Origin of the sequence: Sphingomonas naphthae, assembly GCF_028607085.1 — a bacterium.
In the GTDB taxonomy this organism is placed as follows: Bacteria; Pseudomonadota; Alphaproteobacteria; order Sphingomonadales; family Sphingomonadaceae; genus Sphingomonas_Q; species Sphingomonas_Q naphthae.
Genome location: NZ_CP117411.1, coordinates 568,296 through 584,908, shown reverse-complemented (window position 1 = coordinate 584,908; position 16,613 = coordinate 568,296). Strand labels below are relative to the sequence as shown.

At 66.3% G+C, this 16,613-nt stretch carries 9 protein-coding genes and 2 pseudogenes; 6 read left to right on the top strand and 5 right to left on the bottom strand.

Annotated features, from left to right (window positions below):
- The first annotated feature begins 65 nt into the window (after positions 1–65).
- A complete protein-coding gene (locus PQ455_RS02790) occupies positions 66–974 on the top strand; it encodes an Abi family protein (RefSeq protein WP_273689002.1) in 909 nt (302 codons plus the stop codon).
- Positions 975–1,687: 713 nt separating this feature from the next.
- Here the strand turns inward: PQ455_RS02790 and PQ455_RS02785 are convergent.
- From PQ455_RS02785 to PQ455_RS02770, 5 genes and pseudogenes are all read right to left on the bottom strand, one after another.
- Positions 1,688–3,910 carry an ATP-binding protein gene (locus tag PQ455_RS02785; RefSeq protein ID WP_273689001.1) on the bottom strand — a complete coding sequence of 741 codons (2,223 nt, stop codon included), beginning with the start codon at positions 3,908–3,910 and terminating at the stop codon, positions 1,688–1,690.
- On the bottom strand, positions 3,900–5,396 hold the full coding sequence (locus PQ455_RS02780; RefSeq protein WP_273689000.1) for an ATPase domain-containing protein: 1,497 nt from the start codon (positions 5,394–5,396) through the stop codon (positions 3,900–3,902). Before PQ455_RS02780 ends, PQ455_RS02785 begins: the two co-directional genes overlap by 11 nt.
- 179 nt (positions 5,397–5,575) lie before the next feature.
- Positions 5,576–6,309: pseudogene (locus PQ455_RS02775) on the bottom strand (cryptochrome/photolyase family protein); the annotation flags it as partial.
- Between the two features lie 57 nt (positions 6,310–6,366).
- Positions 6,367–6,438: pseudogene (locus tag PQ455_RS21045) on the bottom strand (hypothetical protein); the annotation flags it as partial.
- A 39-nt stretch (positions 6,439–6,477) separates the two neighbouring features.
- Positions 6,478–7,254: a transglutaminase-like domain-containing protein gene (locus tag PQ455_RS02770; protein ID WP_273691200.1), complete on the bottom strand. Its 777-nt coding sequence runs from the start codon at positions 7,252–7,254 to the stop codon at positions 6,478–6,480.
- 221 nt (positions 7,255–7,475) lie between these two features.
- Here PQ455_RS02770 and PQ455_RS02765 point away from each other — a divergent pair, with 221 nt between their 5' ends.
- The 5 genes from PQ455_RS02765 to PQ455_RS02745 are packed head-to-tail and all read left to right on the top strand — an operon-like array spanning position 7,476 to position 16,601.
- A complete protein-coding gene (locus PQ455_RS02765) occupies positions 7,476–8,714 on the top strand; it encodes an NHLP bacteriocin system secretion protein (RefSeq protein WP_273688999.1) in 1,239 nt (412 codons plus the stop codon).
- A 10-nt stretch (positions 8,715–8,724) separates the two neighbouring features.
- A complete protein-coding gene (locus tag PQ455_RS02760; protein WP_273688998.1) occupies positions 8,725–10,872 on the top strand; it encodes a cysteine peptidase family C39 domain-containing protein in 2,148 nt (715 codons plus the stop codon).
- Complete coding sequence (locus PQ455_RS02755; RefSeq protein WP_273688997.1) at positions 10,869–13,793, top strand: ATP-binding cassette domain-containing protein; 2,925 nt, start codon at positions 10,869–10,871, stop codon at positions 13,791–13,793. The genes PQ455_RS02760 and PQ455_RS02755 overlap by 4 nt, the downstream gene beginning before the upstream one ends.
- A 50-nt stretch (positions 13,794–13,843) precedes the next feature.
- Complete coding sequence (locus PQ455_RS02750; RefSeq protein WP_273688996.1) at positions 13,844–16,219, top strand: hypothetical protein; 2,376 nt, start codon at positions 13,844–13,846, stop codon at positions 16,217–16,219.
- Between the two features lie 25 nt (positions 16,220–16,244).
- The gene (locus PQ455_RS02745) at positions 16,245–16,601 is read left to right on the top strand and encodes an STAS domain-containing protein (protein ID WP_273688995.1); all 357 of its coding nucleotides are present in this window, start codon (positions 16,245–16,247) and stop codon (positions 16,599–16,601) included.
- The last annotated feature ends 12 nt before the right edge of the window (positions 16,602–16,613 follow it).

Genomic DNA, 16,613 nt, shown 5'->3' with positions numbered 1-16,613 from the left:
TCCGCAAGGATATGCACACTTGGCGGGTCTTTTGATTCTGGGCCTGTTTCCATTAGGCTGGTGGCGTGACACGCACCTTCGGCAAGCCCGCCCTAACCATCGCGCAGCAACTCGCCCTCCTCCAGGCGGAGGGGATGACGGTCGCCGATCCCGCGCGCGCCGAGCATTGGCTGCGCCACGTCAGTTATTATCGGCTCAGCGCCTATTGGTTGCCGTTCGAACACCCCAAGGGTCATGCCGGTCCCCGCTTCGTCCCCGGCACCACCTTCGAGACGATCACCGCGCTGTACGATTTCGACCGCAAGCTGCGGCTGCATGTGCTCAGCGCGATCGAGCGCATCGAGGTCGCGATCCGGGGGAGCTGGGCCTACGCACTGGCCCATCACGCCGGTCCCCACGGCTATCTGAACGCGGCGCTCTACAGCGACCGCCGCCAGTTCCATGACAATCTGTCGCGGCTGGCGCGCGAGGTTGGGACATCGCCCGAAACCTATATCGCGCATTATCGCGACACCTATGACGATCCCGCCATGCCGCCGGTGTGGATGGTGGCCGAGATGATGTCTTTCGGCCAGCTTTCCCGCTGGTACTCGCTGCTCGATGATCGCGCCCTCCGCAACACCATCGCCAAGCCTCTGGGGCTTCACGAGACGGTGTTGGTGCCGCTGCTCAAGCATCTGTCGACCGTCCGCAACAGCTGCGCGCATCATGGCCGTCTGTGGAACCGCGGCTTCCTGCTCCGAATGAAGGTGCCGCAGAAGCCGGCCGATCTGGTTGCGACGCTGGAACCCCCGCCGCCCGGTCCAGCGCGCCTCTACAACTCGCTGGTCCTGATCCGGCATCTGCTCAAGCAGGTCGATCCCCAGTCGCAATGGATGATCGAGCTCAAGCAGTTGCTGGGCACCCACCCGACCAACGGCCTCTCGGCGATGGGCTTCCCAACCGGTTGGGCGGGGCGGCCGTTGTGGCAATGATTTGCTTGGAAATGCCGGTGCGGTAAAACTGCGGTAAGAGTCGCAGGTTTTCGCGTTACGTCCTTACCCTGTTCCCACTTTGATTCACAGGTTTCATGAGCAAAAACGGCAGAAATCCTACCGTGCCAAGGCTTCCCAAGCTTACGACGAGGGTTCGATTCCCTTCACCCGCTCCACTTTTGCGGAAATCGCCTGATCGGCGCACGGCCCTGACGACGGCGCAAGCATGCCCCACTTATCACGCAGCCGTCGGTTGATGATGCGCGGGGGCTTTGCATCCTTCAGTTCCAACTCGCATTGAGGGTCGGGAAGGGTGCGCCCGGCGTACTGTCGGTCTGACCACCTTTCAGGTTACGATTTCGGGCAACGCAGCCGGCATGCGCCGTATTTTCAGCCAGTTGCAAATTACCGGCCCAACACCATCGCACGGCAGCGGCGCTGCGCCACCCGCTTGTTGCCAGCGATACGTTTCAGGAAGGCGGCCGAGTTTGAGTTATGGAGGCTGCGGGGAATGACTTGCCTGGGAGCCTTCCCGACGAAATCGCGCCTGACACGCCCAAGCCCAAAGCGCTGGTCAGCCGAATATTCCACAGCAGACGTCACGCCGCCAAGATGGAGAACATCTTACCTTCAGGCTTTAACCGCCCCTAAAATTCTTCTCTTCCGGCGTTCGCGTCGAATGGAGGTCCGATCAGGCGCACTACGACAAGCCGCTATATTATCATCTCATCAATCTTGGACGCCAGAGCATCTAGCGCAAAGGGTTTGGTTATCATGCCCATATTTGTACCAAGGAAGCCTGCGCGGATCGCCGCATTCTCGGCATAGCCCGTCACGAACAGGATCGGCAGATCGGGCCGATGCTCGCGGGCGATCTCGGCCAACTGGCGACCATTCATGCCGGGCAGACCAACATCGGACACCATCAGGCCGATCGGCCGCCCCGACTGGAGCAGGGGAATGGCCTCGGCCGCGTCCCCGGCTTCGATCACGTCGTAGCGCAGCTCGGCCAGCACTTCGCGCACCAGCAACCGCACCGAGACGTCATCCTCAACCAGCAGCACCGTCTGGCCTTGGCCCTCCTGGATCGCGACGGAGGCATCCACGACGGATTCCGCGATGCTGTCGCTCATCGGAAGATACAGTTTCACCGACGTGCCTTGCCCCGGCCGGCTGTGGATGCGCACCTGCCCGCCCGACTGGCGCACGAAGCCATAGACCATCGACAGGCCGAGCCCGGTGCCCTGCCCGATCGGCTTGGTGGTGAAGAAGGGCTCGAACACCTTTTCGATCAGCTCGGGCGACATGCCGACGCCGGTATCGGACACCGCCACCACCACATAGCGCCCGGCGACGATGTCGGGCTTGGCGGCGGCATAGGCCTCGTCCAGCTCCACGGCACTCACCTCGACGGTCAGCTGCCCGCCCTCCGGCATCGCGTCGCGCGCGTTGATCGCGAGGTTCAGGATCGCGTTTTCCAGCTGGTTGGCGTCAACGATCGCATGGGGCGCGCCATCGCCGGCGACGATGCGCAGCTGGATATTCTCATGGATCGTGCGGGCCAGCAGGTCGTCCAGCGAGGCCGTCAGCGCGTTCACGTCCACCGGCCGCGCGTCGAGCGACTGGCGGCGCGAGAAGGCCAGCAGGCGCGCGGTGAGCGCCGCGGCCCTCTGGGCGGAGGCCGAGGCGGCGTCCATGAAACGATCGATATCGTCGATCCGGCCGCCCGCGATGCGGCGCCGGATGATATCGAGCCCGCCGATCACGCCGGTCAGCATATTGTTGAAATCATGGGCGATGCCGCCGGTAAGCTGGCCGACCGCTTCCATCTTCTGCGATTGGCGCAGCGCCGCCTCGGCGCGCGCGCGGCTGGCCATTTCGGTTTCGAGCGCCTCGGTGCGCTCCGCGACCTTCTGTTCGAGCGTCTGGTTTAGGCGCTGCGCCGCCTGGATCAGCCGGGCATTCTCGATCGCGATGGCGGCCTGGGCGGCCAGCCCCACCGCCAGCCGCTCGGATCGTTCGTCGAACCGGTCCGCCTCGGCATGGCCGAAGAACAAGGCGCCGATCACCTCGCCGGAGCGCGACACCACGGGCACCGCCAGATAGCTGACGACCTTCAGATGGCCGTGCGGCATCCCCTGATGCGGATCGTTGCGTCCGTAACGGGCGTCCTTGGTGATGTCGCCCGAGCGAACCGCGCCTTCGCCCGCGAAGGTCGGGCCGAACACCGCCGTGTTGCGCGGCATGGGGAAGTTCTCGAACGCGGCGATCGGCACGCCCGACAGGCTGTAGAGCTGGTAGCTTTCGCCGGCATCGTTGATCTGATTGTAGAAGAAGGCCCCGGCCTGCGCCCCCGTCAGTTCGCGCCCGGCATCGACCACGGCCTGTACCAGCGTATCGAGATCGAGTTCGGCCGCGACCCGCTCGCCGGTGCGGTTGAGGATTTCGAGTGCCAGGCTTTCCTCGCGCAGCGCCGCCTCCGACGCGGCCAGCTCGGCGATGCGGTCGCGCATCTCGAACTGGCGCTGGCGTGCCCGCATCGCCGACGCGATCGCGCTGACGAGCGACGCCACGCCGAGCGGCCGTTCCAGCACCACCGTGTTGGTGACGAGATCCATCAGCCGGGTCGGGATCGGCGTGCCTGCCGGGCTTCGCGTCGAGCGCTGCGCCTTCAACAGCACGAAGGGCACGTCCGACCAGGAGGGCTGCGCCGCCAGCGCCGCGCGCAGCGGCTCCAGATCGCCGGTCAGCGCCTCCTCGGTAATGAGCACCGCGCCGATATGATCGTCCAGCGCAGCGCCCACCGCTGTCGGATCCGGGCAGATATCGACATCGTAGCGCTCCTTGCGCAGCAGCGCGGCCACGCTTTCGGCGTCGCGGCCGAAGGGCGCGCAGACGAGGACGCGATGGCCCTCGGCGGCGAACCTATGCCCCACCGACGCGATCTTCCATCAGCGGCGATTCCGAGCCGACATATTCGGGTGTGCCGGTCAGCACGCCCTTGAATGCCTTGAGCGGGTCGCCGACGCGGATACCGCCGCGATCGATGCGGAATTCGCGGATCGAATCCTCGTGCATCCCGCCGCGATTCTTGATGACCGAGATCGCCTTGCGCACCCGCCCGCCCGCCTCGAAGAAGCGCAGCAGGATCACCGCATCGGCGACATAGGAGATGTTGAGGTTGGTCGACATGCTGCCGACCAGCCCGTGCTGCGGATTGATGAGGAAGGTCACCACGCCGCGCTGGCTGAGGTAGGACAGCAGTTCGTGCATCTGGAGCAGCAACTGCTGTTCCTGCGGCATGGCCGCCATATAGCCGTTGAGGCTGTCGATCACGATCATCCGCACGCCGCGTTCCTCGACCTCGCGACGCACCCGCGCGGCGAATTCGCCGGGCGAGATTTCGGCCGGGTCGATCTGCTGGATCACCATGCAGCCGCCATCGACATGGCGCGCGATATCCAGGTCGAAAGCCTTGGCGCGGCTCATCAGTGTGCCTATCCGCTCGTCGAACTCGAAGATCGTCGAGGGTTCGCCGCGCTCGCAGGCGGCATAGAGATATTGCAGCGCGATCGTCGTCTTGCCCGATCCCGCCGGCCCGGTGACGAGGATGCTGGTGCCGCGCAACGGCCCGCCCGCGAGCAGTTCGTCCACGGCGGTCACGCCGCTCTGAACCATATCGTCTGCATAGTCCGCATGGTGATCGGCGGCGATCAGGCGCGGGAAGATGTCCACGCCGCCCTTGCGGATCATCAGATCGTGGAAGCCGGCGGTAAAATCGATGCCGCGCAATTTCTGCACCTGCATCCGCCGCCGCGCCGCGCCGAAATCGAGCGTCAGCCGTTCCAGCGTGATGACGCCATGGCACAGGCTGTGGAGATGGGCGTCGCGCCCGTCGGCCGATCCGGTCTGGTCGTCCACCAGCACGACGGTCGAATCCCGGCCGGAGAAGAATTGCTTCAGCGCCAGCACCTGCCGGCGGTAGCGCAGCGGATCCTGCGCCAGAAGCCGCATCTCCGAAAGGCTGTCGAATACCACCCTGCTCGGCTTGATCCGCTCGACTTCGTCCTGGATCAGCCTGATCGTCTCGCCCAGTTCCATCTCCCACGGATGGATGATCGATTGCTCGCGCCCGTCGCCGAACACGCCATCGGCCGAATCCAGCTCGAACACGTCGAAGCCGTCGAGCGTCCAGCCATGCGAGGCCGCGACGACGCGCAGTTCGTCGCGCGTCTCCGACAGGGTGATGTAGAGGACCGGCTCCCCCAGCCGCACCCCTTCGCGCAGGAATTCCAGGGCGAGGGTCGTCTTGCCCGATCCGGGCGCCCCTTCCAGCAGGTACAGGCGATTGGCGGGGAGGCCGCCCTTCAGGATGGCGTCCAGCCCCACATTGCCCGTCGATATGATATTGAATTCGCTCATCGGCTTCCGTTCGGTGGGTTCGCGTGTATCGTAGCGCGGTCGTGCGGCCGCCGAAAGCCAGCCAATCCAGAAAGCGGCGAGATCGGCGGCCTGTCCAGGGTTGGCCCGGAACAGGCCCGCACGCGGATGCCCGACAACCTGGTCGACGTCGGGCGAAATAGCTCCCGGCGCCATCCCCGCTACTTCGCCCACCCCGCAGCCGCCGGTTCGAGCGTATCGAGAAACGCCGCCGCGCTCGCGCGATAGGCGTCGCGAACCTCCGGCTTCATGCGATCCCAGTTGGAATACATGTGCACCATCCGGCGGTTGCGGCGGAAGCGGCGTTCGTGACGGGCGAGGAAATCCCAGTAGAGGGCGTTGAACGGGCGGCATCGAGGCCGACCTTCTGCTTCACGTCGTAGCAACATCGGCCGCAATGGTCCGACATGCGATCGATATAGGCGCCGCCGCCGGCATAGGGCTTTGTGGCGAGGCGGCCGGCGTCGGCATGCTGGCTCATGCCGATCACGTTGGGCAGTTCCACCCATTCATAGGCGTCGGCGTAGACCACCAGGAACCAGTCGGCGACATCCTGCGGCCGGACGCCTGCCAGCATGGCGAAATTGCCCAGCACCATCAGCCGCTGGATATGATGGGCATAGCCATGGTCGCGGGTGTTGCGGATCGCTTCGGCGAGGCACAGCATGTCGGTCTCGCCGGTCCAGTAGAATTCGGGCAGCGGCCGCGTCGCGCCGAGCGCGTTGGCGGCCGCGACATCCGGCATCTCCATCCAGTAATAGCCGCGAACATATTCGCGCCAGCCGATGATCTGGCGGATGAAGCCCTCCGCCGCGTTGAGCGGCACATCCCCTGCATGATAGGCGCGGGCGGCCGCCCCGGCGACCTCGAGCGGGGTCAGCAGGCCCAGGTTCAGCGCGATCTTGCGCTTGTGGTGGCGGACGTAGGTCGTCTCGTCGGCGACCTCCATCATCAGGACGACGGCATCGCTTGGCGGAGCATCGCGGAGAGCCGCGAGATCGTGGGTGAGCTGATCGCCGAGGATGGGAATGAGGATCGTAGCGGGAGCAGGCGCTCTGGCTGCTCAGACCGGCTCTACCTGTACCGATTGGGCGTTCATCTTCACCGTACCATAAGCGCTCAGGAACGCCACGTCCGCCGCGTCGCGGCCGACGCCGATCTTGGCCATGCCGCCCTCCACAGCCATGCCCGTCGCATCAACGAGGTGCCATTCGCCGCCCAGGAACACCTCCGACACGGCATGAAAGTCCTGCGGCTCGACGCCCAAGGCGTAAACGGCCGCGACGCGCGCCGGAATGCCCGATGCCCGCACCAACGTCGTGACGACATGGGCATAGTCGCGACACACGCCCTGGCGTTTCACGAAAGTCTCCAGCGCAGTGGTATCGCCGGCGCTGGAGCCCGGTACATAGGAGAAGTGACCGGCGACCCAATCGCGAATGGCCACGACACGCTGCCCGCCGCGCAATTCGCCGAACTCGGCATCCACGAAGGTCTGGAACTGATCAGACTGACAGAAGCGCGACGGCATCATATATTGGACCGTCTCACCCGGAAGTTGATGCGGTGGTATCTCGGGCAGGTTCGTCAGGTCGCCGAGCAGCCGCTCGATCGATACGACTGCCCGGTAATCCACCAAGAGCCGTCGCTCCGCCCGCACCCAGATGCGCTCGCCGATGTCATCATGCGCCGCGATCCGCGCGAAATGGAGAACGTCCGGCACATTGATGTGCGCCATCTCCACAGTCTGTTCGGGGATCATTGCCGCTTCCACCTGAAGGAGCATGTCGGTCGGGTGCGACAGTTCGTAATCGAGCTGTGTGTGAATGCGAATTTTCATGGCCGCGAAACGGCGAGGGCGCCCGTTCGATCCACTTCGGCGCAACGATTTCATGGAGACCGCGCTTGAACGCGGCATTTGCCATCGATGCCGGATGATGATTATCATTTCGCAACAGCAACATCTTGGACAGTTTGCTTGTCAGCTATCAGGCGGCGGTATAGCGTCTCCATCGGCGCCTTCGTGTGCCGGGGGGCGTTCAGATGTTTCGTGAAAAGGCGATGGCCCGGAGCCTCGGGCCGGACCCGATCGATCAGGCCATGGCGGTCACCAAGCCGGCGGGCTGGTATCAGCTGGCGGCGCTGGCGTTCCTGGTGTTCGGCGCGGTGATCTGGGCCGCGCTGGTCGAGGTGCCGCTCAAGATCAAGGCGAAGGGCGTCCTTCTGAACGAGGAGGGGCTGGTCGAGATCACCACCTCCAGCCGGGGCCGCATCATCCAGATGGACGTGAGCCCCGGCGACATCGTCCGCAAGGGCGACCTGATCGCCACCGAGGCGCAGCCCGAATTCGACAGTCAGCTCGCCATCCGCCGCGCCCAGCTGGCCGAGGCGGAGGCGCACGAGCGGTCGCTGATCGGGCTCAACGGCGCGCTGGCCAATGCGCAGGGGTCGGCAGCAAGTTCGCGCGTGCGGGCCGCGCGCGAGCGGATCGCGCTCCTCGCCGGGCAGGAGCGCGCGCTGGCCGAGCGCGGTCAGGGGCTGCTGAGCCTCGCCGCCAAGGGCTATGTCACCAAGGATGCGATCCTGCGCAACGATTCCGAACTGTCGGGCATTCGCCAGCAGCTGTCGGCCGCGCGCAACGAGATCGTGCTCTCCACCAGCGACGGGCAGGTGCAGGACGTGCAGCGCCAGCGCGAACTGGCGGGCGTGCGATCGAACATCGCCCGGTTGCAGGCCGAGATCGTGCCGCTGGAGCAGCAGGCGCTCAACGATCGCGAAATCCGCAGCCCCTATTCGGGCCGCATCACCGAGGTGCGCTACGGCGCCGGCGAATATGTCGATATCGGCACGCCGATCACCTCGCTGGCACAGAGCGTCGGCGGCGGCGCGCATGACGAGGGCAAGCTGCACGCGATCGCCTTCGTGCCGGCCGAGCAGGGCAAGGAAATCCGCAAGGGCATGCGGGTCGACGTGTCGCCATCGGGCGTGAAGGCCAATGAATATGGCTTCATCGTCGGCACGGTGCTGGAGGTGGGCGCCTCGCCCGCCAGCACCGCCGGCATGATGCGCGTGCTGAAGAACGACCAGCTCGTCCGCCAGCTTTCCGAACAGGGCGCGCCGTTCAAGGTGGTGGTGGAACTGGAGCGCGCCGCCACGCCGACCGGCTTCCGCTGGACCTCGTCCAACGGCCCGCCCAACGGCGTGGACAGCGGGATGCCGATGACGGCCGAATTCGTCACCCGCGACCAGCGCCTGCTCGGCCTCGTCCTTCCGCCGCTCGCCCGCTTCTTCGCGAAGTAGGGCGAACGGCATGGCCCGCTCCGCCCGCACGCCGATCGTCCAGCAGATGGAGCGGGCGGAATGCGGTGCCGCCTGCCTGGGCATCATCCTGGGCTATCATGGCCGCTGGGTGCCGCTGGAGCAGCTGCGCGCCGAATGTGGCGTCTCGCGCGATGGCAGCCGCGCCAGCAACGTCGTCCGCGCGGCGCGGATGCACAATCTCGCGGCGGACGGCCACAAGGTGCCGATCGAGACGATCGCCGAAACGCCGGTGCCGTTCATCGCCTTCTGGGGCTTCAACCACTTCGTCGTGGTCGAGGGATTTCGCGGCAGCCATGTCGCGATCAACGACCCCGCCGCCGGCCGCAAGCGCATCACCTTCGAGGAATTCGACCACAATTACACCGGCGTGATCCTGTCGCTCACGCCCGACGCGGGGTTCGAGCGCGGGGGGCACCGGCCATCGATCCGGGAGGGGCTGAAGAGCCGCTACGAACAGTCCCGCCTGGCGATCCTGTTCGTGGCCTCGGTCAGCCTGGTGATGGTCGTGCCGGGCATCCTGGCGCCCAATTTCAGCCGGATGTTCACCGATTTCCTGCTGGTGCGCAAATTCCCCGGCTGGCTGGGGCCGCTGGTCGGCGCGATGGTGACGGCCGGGCTGATGCAGGCGATGTTGACCTTCATCCAGCAGACCTATCTGCTGCGGCTGGAAACCAAGGTGTCGGTCACCTCGGCCAGCGCCTTCCTCAACCGGATGGTACGGCTGCCGATCGGCTTCTTCGGGCAGCGATCGCCCAGCGAACTGGCGGTGCGGGTCAGCCATAACGAGGCGCTCGCCTCGGTCGCGACCGGCGGCGTCGGCACGGCGCTGCTCGGCCTGCCCTCGGCCTTGATCTTCGGATCGGTGCTGCTGGCGTTCGACGTGTGGCTGGGGCTGCTGGCGATCGCCTTCGCCGCAATCAACATCACCGTGCTCGTCACGATCGCGCGGACGCTCGCCGAGCGCGAGCAGGCGGTGATGATCCAGCAGACCAAGATCACCGGCGCGGGCGCATCGGGCCTGCGCATGATCGCCGAATATAAGGCGGCGGGGGCCGAGCCCCTGCTGTTCCGCCGTATCGTCGGCCTCAAGGCCCATCAGGAGACGCTCAACGCGGGGCTTCAGCCAGTGCGGCTGGGGTTGCAGGCGGTGCCGGCGGTGGTGAACGGCCTCGCCTCCGCCGCGCTCGTCACGATCGGCGGGTTTCAGGTGATTTCGGGCAGCGTCACGGTCGGCGTGCTGGTGGCGGTGCAGGCGCTGATGATGAGCTTCCTGACCCCCATCACCCAGCTCGTCGGCATGGGGCAACAGGTGCAGACGGCGCGCGGTTACCTCACCCAGATCGACGATCTGATGGCGCAACCGGTGGCGCAGGAATTCGCCGACGAGAGCAACGACTTCCGCTCGGCCAGCTCGCAGGCGTCGGGGGCGGCCACGCTGCGCCGCGCCACCTTCGGCTACAGCCCGCTCGATCCGCCCCTGCTGCGCGATTTCACGCTGGACGTGGCGCCGGGCGAATGGGTCGCGGTGGTCGGCCGGTCGGGCAGCGGCAAATCGACCGTCGCCAAGCTGATGGCCGGGCTGGAGCGGCCGTGGAGCGGCGACGTGCTGCTCGACGGCAAGCCGATCCAGACGATTTCGCGCAACCTGCTGCGCAATTCGATCTCGGTGGTCGAGCAGGATATCGTGATCTTCGAGGGATCGGTGCGCGACAATATCGCGATGTGGGATCCGACCCTGCCGGACGAGGCGATCATCGGCGCGGCCAAGCTGGTCGGCGTACACGAATTCATCGTCTCGCGGCCGGGCGGCTATGACGCCAAGCTGAGCGAGGATGGGGCCAACATCAGCGGCGGGCAGCGCGCGCTGATCGATCTGGCCCGCGCCGTCGCGACCCGCCCTGCCCTGCTGGTGATGGACGAGGCGACCGCCGCGCTGGACGCCGCCTCCGAGGAGACGGTGATCGCCAACCTGCGCAAGCTCGGCTGCGGTTGCCTGATGGTCGCCCACCGGCTCAGCACCGTGCGCACCGCCGACCGGATCGTCGTGTTGCAGGATGGCGTGATGGCCGAGAGCGGCACCCATGCGCAGCTGATGGCGCGCGATGGCCTCTACGCCGACCTGATCCGCACCGCATGAGCGACGAACTCGCCCCCGATCCCGCGCCCGAAGCGCCGCCGCCGCCGGCCCCAGCTCCGACACCGCGTAAGCCGCTCGCGCCAGCCGAGGTGATCTGCCTCACCTGCCTGGACGATATCTGGATATTGAAGAGCGGGCGGGCGAACATCTTCGCGACACCGCTGCGCGACGCGATGCCGCTCACCGCGCGCCGGCTGCTGTTCACGATCGAGGCGCCCGGCATCGTCTTCGGAATGCCCGAGCAGGCCGACGATCTGCTGTTCGAGGCGATCATCGATCCGGGCGGCGAGGTCGAAGCCGTCACCCGCGACATGCTGTTCTCGCGCGAGAGCGGCGAGCATCGCGAGAAGACCATCGCCGGCGTCAGCCAGTGGTTCGAGAATTGGAGCGCGGGCTGCGCGCGGATGATCCACAGCCGCCCGCCGCGCGATCTGGCGAGCGACGAGGATATCGTCGTCGGCGCGGGCCACGTGTTCGACAGCGTCCGCGAATTGAGCTGGCGGCGGGTCGGCTATGGCAGCGGCGCGATGTTCGATCTGATGCCGGTCGGCGGATACGGGATCGACCTGATCCCGATCGCGCCGGGCGGCTGGGTGCGCGCGTTCGAGCCGATGCGGCTGGTGCCGATCACCACCGCGCAGCTCTTCAATCGCGGCGCGCTGAACGATGCGGTGCGCGACGCGCAGGTCGGCCTTGGCGGCGTCGTCCGCATCGCGATCGGGCTGGAGCAGGCCGACGAGGGACTGCGGCGGGGCCGGCGTGCCGCGCAGATCGATGCCGATACCCGGCGCGTCATGGGCGATCTCGGCCGGATGGTCGGGGCGGAGGCGCCCTACAAGGTGGATGCGGCGGCCAACCGCAACCTCTTCTCGGCAATCTATCTGCTGGCCGACCGGCTGGGCGTCCGCGCCCGTCCGCCCTCGGCGGTGCGACAGGCCGAGGCGGAGCTGGAGCCGTCGCTCGAGGAAATCCTCCGCGCCTCCGGCCTGCAATCGCGGCCGGTGCGGCTCGGCGAGGGCTGGCCGGCGCGCGGCATGGACGAGATGCTGGCCTATTATGGTGAGGATCGGCAGCCCGTGGCGCTGCTGCGCGACCGGCGCGGCCGCTATCACATCCACATCCCCGCCAGCGGCGAGGCGCTGCCGCTCGACGCGGCCCATCTGGCCGCGCTCGCCGAGGACGCGCACGTCCTCTACCAGCCGCTGCCCGACAAGCCGATCAAGCTGCGCGACCTGCTGTTCTTCGGCACGCAGCGCAGCCTGCCCGATTTCCTGACCTTGGTGGGCGCGGCGCTGCTCGGCGCCTTCCTCGCCTCGACGCCCTCGATGGCGTCGCGCGTGATCTTCGAAATGCTGATCCCGCAGCATCTGACCGGGCTGCTGCTCCAGGCGGGCATCGCGCTCGCCCTGTTCGCGCTCATCAGCGGCATCTTCGTCTTTTCGGGGACGATATCGATGTCGCGTATCCGGGCGCGCGCCTCGTCGCGCCTGAAGGCGGCGCTGTGGGATCGGGTGCTGCGCCAGCCGATGGGCTTCCTGCAACGCTATACCGCGCCCGACCTGACGATGCGCATCCAGACGGCCGAGAATATCGTCGCTGCCTTCCACATGACCGCCTACCAGTCGATGGTCACGGCGGGCTATCTGATCGTCAATATCGCCACGATGGTCTGGCTGGCGCCGGGCGTGGCGGCGGTGGCGATCCCGATCCTGGGCGTGCTGGCGCTGGTCACCTGGTTCGCGGCGGTGGCGCAGAAGAAGGCCTTCTCCTCCGGCGAGGCGGCCGAGGGATCGACCACCACCTTCGTCCATGCGCTCACCAACGGCGTCCGCAAGCTGCGGCTGGCCGGGGCCGAGGAACGCGCCTTCGTCAAATGGGCCGATCGCTTCACCCGATCTCGCATGAAGCTCATCAACGTCCGCAAGGTGACCAACCGCTACGGCGCGTTCGTCGCGGGCTATTCGATGCTGGCGCTTTCGGGCCTGTTCGTGCTGATCGGCCAACTCAGCACTACGCAGGTGGGCGTCGGCAGCTTCTTCGGCTTCATCACAGCCTTCACCATGTCGTCCAGTTCGCTCGCGACCCTGGGGCGGCAGATATTGCAGCTCGCCTTCCAGATCGCGTCGATCCCCTACATCCAGCCGCTGCTCGACAATCCGCCGCCGCTCCAGTCGAAGAAGTCGAACCCCGGCGAGCTGAGCGGCGGGATCGAGGTGCTGAACCTCTCCTTCGCCTATGGCCCGGACAGCCCGGTGTCGCTCGCGGGCGTCAGCTTCAGCGCGGCGCCGGGCGAGTTCGTCGCGATCGTCGGCCCCTCGGGGTCGGGCAAGTCGACGATGCTCAAGATGCTGCTCGGGCTGGAGACGCCGCTGTCGGGCGCCGTGCTCTACGACCAGCACGATCTCGCCAGCCTCGATCTCGACACGGTGCGCCAGCAGATCGGCGTGGTGATGCAGCGGCCGCAGCTGATGCCGACCAGCATCTTCGAGAATCTGCGCGGCGTGACCGAGTGCGGCATGGACGAAATCTGGGAGGCCGCCGAACAGGCCGGCATCGCCGACGAAATCCGCGCGATGCCGATGGGGATGCACACGATCGTCACGGAAGGGTCGCAGACCATCTCGGGCGGCCAGCGCCAGCGCCTCGCGCTCGCCCGCGCGCTGGCCCGCAAGCCGGCGGTGCTGCTGCTCGACGAGGCCACCAGCGCGCTGGACAATCAGGCGCAGTCGGCGGTGATGGGCAATCTCGCCCATCTGGGTTGCACGCGGATTGTCGTCGCGCATCGGCTCTCCACTGTGATAAATGCCGATAATATCATCGTTTTGGATAAGGGCCGGATAGTAGAAGCCGGCACTTATTCCTCCCTGATGTCCAGCGCGGGCCTGTTTTCCCGCCTCGTCTCGGGTCAGCTTGTCGAGTGACCAATCAGGCGTGGGCGCGGCCGAACTCGGCGCCGGGAGGGGAATTCATCATGGCGACCAACAAGCATATCGGCGGCGAGAAGCTCGATCTGGAGGCGCTCGATCAGGTGGTCGGCGGTGCCGGTCCGGGCACCTCGACGCAGGAGGACGAGCAGAAGAAGAAGATGCTCGTCGCCGCCGAGATGCGGGAAGAGGTGCCCGTCTTCTCCGCGCCCGGCGGGCAGGTCGTCATTCCTCCGCCCACCATCGTCGTCGTGCCCGAGGCGGTGCTGCACGACGTGCAGAACACCATCACCACCGCTTTGTTCAGCCTGCCGACCAGCTCGCCCACCGATGCGGCCAAGTCCATGCAGACGCTGGTCGACAATGCCGCCGGCAAGCTGCGCGCCGCCTTCCCCACGCTCGATGCCGAAAGCGCCACTGGAATGGCCTGGGCGACGGCCTACAAGGCGGTGTTCGAGGATCATTCGGCCGCCGGCAAGCCCGCCGCGATCGTCGACGCCATCAAGGGCAGCATCACCTCCCACGCGGCCGACATCTCGCGCGGCTTCGCCGCCGAAGTCGGCTATACCGGCAATCTCAAGGCGAGCCTGTCCAGCGCCGCCGATGCGCTGGCGCATAGCCTGAAGGGCGCTTCGACCGCCGCCGCCGAGGAAATCAAGGACAAGGCCTCGCTGGCGTTCGAGAAGGGCCTCGAGGCGGCCAAGAGCACCGGCATCGGCAAATCGGTGATGGCCGCGTTCGACGACCCGAAGAATATCGCATTGTGGCAGCAGGCCTATGCCAATGCCGGCTATGCGATCGTCAGCCCAAGCTGGGCCACGCCGGTCAAGTTCCTCGCCAATCTGATGACCGAGCAGAGCACCGCCAAGGCGATCGGCCTCGGCGATTTCCCGTCCGAGGTGAAGCAGACCGCGCGGGCGATGGTGAACGTGTTCGACAATGTCGAAAAGGCGTTCGTCGACATCTACGCCAGCGGCTTCCTGATCCCGCTGACCTTCGGGTTCGACGTGAAGGGCATCATCAACATGGGCGAGAACGCCGCCGATCTCGGCAAGGCGATCTGGGCCGGTGATACCAAGGGCATGGCCGATGCCGCCCAGTCGCTCGTGACCGACATGGCGATCGATCTCAAGGACGGGATGGTCAAATATTATTACGAACTGCCGACCAAGGCGTTCAACTGGACCAAGGACGCCACGATCCAGCTGATGGATGATCTGGGCGCCACGCCCTATATCAACCAGGCGGCGGCGGCGACCAAGGATGCCTTCGTCGATTTTGGCAACGCCGCCAAGAACGGCAGCATCAACGCCCTGAACACGCTCGAGGATTTCGCCAAGAACGACATCCCCGGGGCCCTCAACCAGATCGAGAGCCTCGCCAAGAGTGGCCTCAACGTCGCGGTCAGCGCGCTGGAGGATGTCGCGCGGGCGGGCGTGAAGGGCGCGGTGACGGCGCTGACCGAAGTGCTGAAGGTTGGCACCAACCCCGGCGCCGCGATCGACGCGCTGGGCCGCCTCATCAAGGACAATGCGCCCGGCGCGCTGGCCGAGGTCGCCAAGCTCGGCGCCACCGTCGAGGGCGCGACCTGGGCGATCCGCAAGGCCGCCGAACAGGGCTCGGCCGCCGCCCTCGACGCGGTCACCAACCTCGCCAAGACCGCCGCCGGCAACTTCCAGCGCATCGCCGTGGACGCGGTGAAGGAAGCCGTCATCAACGGCGTGCCGGGCGCGATCGACAAGATGGCCAACCTCGTCGAAAATGACGTGAAGTGGGTGCGCGATTCCGTGCAGGATCTGATCGGCAAGGGCGGCGCGCAGGCGCAGCAGGTGCTCGACAAGGTCGAACAGCTCTACGGCAAGGCGGCGGGCGCCACCGCGATCGTCGAATGGGCGGCGAAATATGCCGCCAACGAAGTCGGCCGCTCGGCGATCAGCGAGTTGGAGAGCATCGCCAAGAAGGGCGGCGCTTACGCCAATCAGGCGATCGACTCGCTGGCGGCGGCGATGCGCGTCGGCGGCAAACATGCCGATCGGGCATGGGATGCGGTGGCAGGGGTCGCCGAATCCGGTGTGGCCCATGCCGGCAAGGCGGTCGCCACGATGGAAAGCTTCGCCAAGAGCGGGGCCAATTACGCCAGCCAGTCGTTCGATTCGCTCAAGCGCATCGCCAATTCGGGCGGCACCTACGTCAACCAGGCGATCGACGGGCTGGCGAGCGTTGCCAAGTCCGGCACGAACCTCGCCAATTCGGCGGTCGATGAACTGAAAAAGCTCGGCAAGACGAGCGAGACGGCGCTGAAGGCGCTGGAAGGCGCGGCGAACACCGTCGGCGGCTATGCGACCACCGCCTATAACGAGGCGAAGAAGGCCGCTGAATCCATCATCGACAAACTTCATCCACGAAACTGGTGGCCGTTCTGAGGCATCCGGCGCGGGCGACTGAGCGATGCGGCTGACCGAAACCGAAGTGCAGGATGTTCCGGTCGTCCTGATGGACGGCCGGCTCGACAGCCGCTCGGCCGAGGGCTGCGCGAACCAATTGCTCAAACTGGTCGAGGACGGGCGACTGGCGCTCATCCTCGACATGAGCGAGGTTGATTATATCGGCGCCGCCGGCTTGCGCGTCCTCCTCATGCTGATCGTGCGCGCCACCCCTCTCGGTGTGCAGGTCCGACTATGCAACACGCAGAAAGCTTTCCGAGACGTGCTGCGTATCAGCGAGCTGGCCGATCGGTTCCCGGTGTACCCGAATGTGGACTCCGCCGTTGAAGGCATCGGAGAGTGCGTGCTCGTCGGGAGCTGAGCAGGTTCCATG

Bases quoted from the DNA above. Each gene is read 5' to 3' on its own strand.
- PQ455_RS02780 (WP_273689000.1), bottom strand. From the start codon at position 5,396: ATGAGCGAATTCAATATCATATCGACGGGCAATGTGGGGCTGGACGCC.
- PQ455_RS02760 (WP_273688998.1), top strand. From the start codon at position 8,725: ATGGCCCGCTCCGCCCGCACGCCGATCGTCCAGCAGATGGAGCGGGCG.
- PQ455_RS02755 (WP_273688997.1), top strand. From the start codon at position 10,869: ATGAGCGACGAACTCGCCCCCGATCCCGCGCCCGAAGCGCCGCCGCCG.
- PQ455_RS02770 (WP_273691200.1), bottom strand. From the start codon at position 7,254: ATGAAAATTCGCATTCACACACAGCTCGATTACGAACTGTCGCACCCG.
- PQ455_RS02750 (WP_273688996.1), top strand. From the start codon at position 13,844: ATGGCGACCAACAAGCATATCGGCGGCGAGAAGCTCGATCTGGAGGCG.
- PQ455_RS02765 (WP_273688999.1), top strand. From the start codon at position 7,476: ATGGCCCGGAGCCTCGGGCCGGACCCGATCGATCAGGCCATGGCGGTC.
- PQ455_RS02745 (WP_273688995.1), top strand. From the start codon at position 16,245: ATGCGGCTGACCGAAACCGAAGTGCAGGATGTTCCGGTCGTCCTGATG.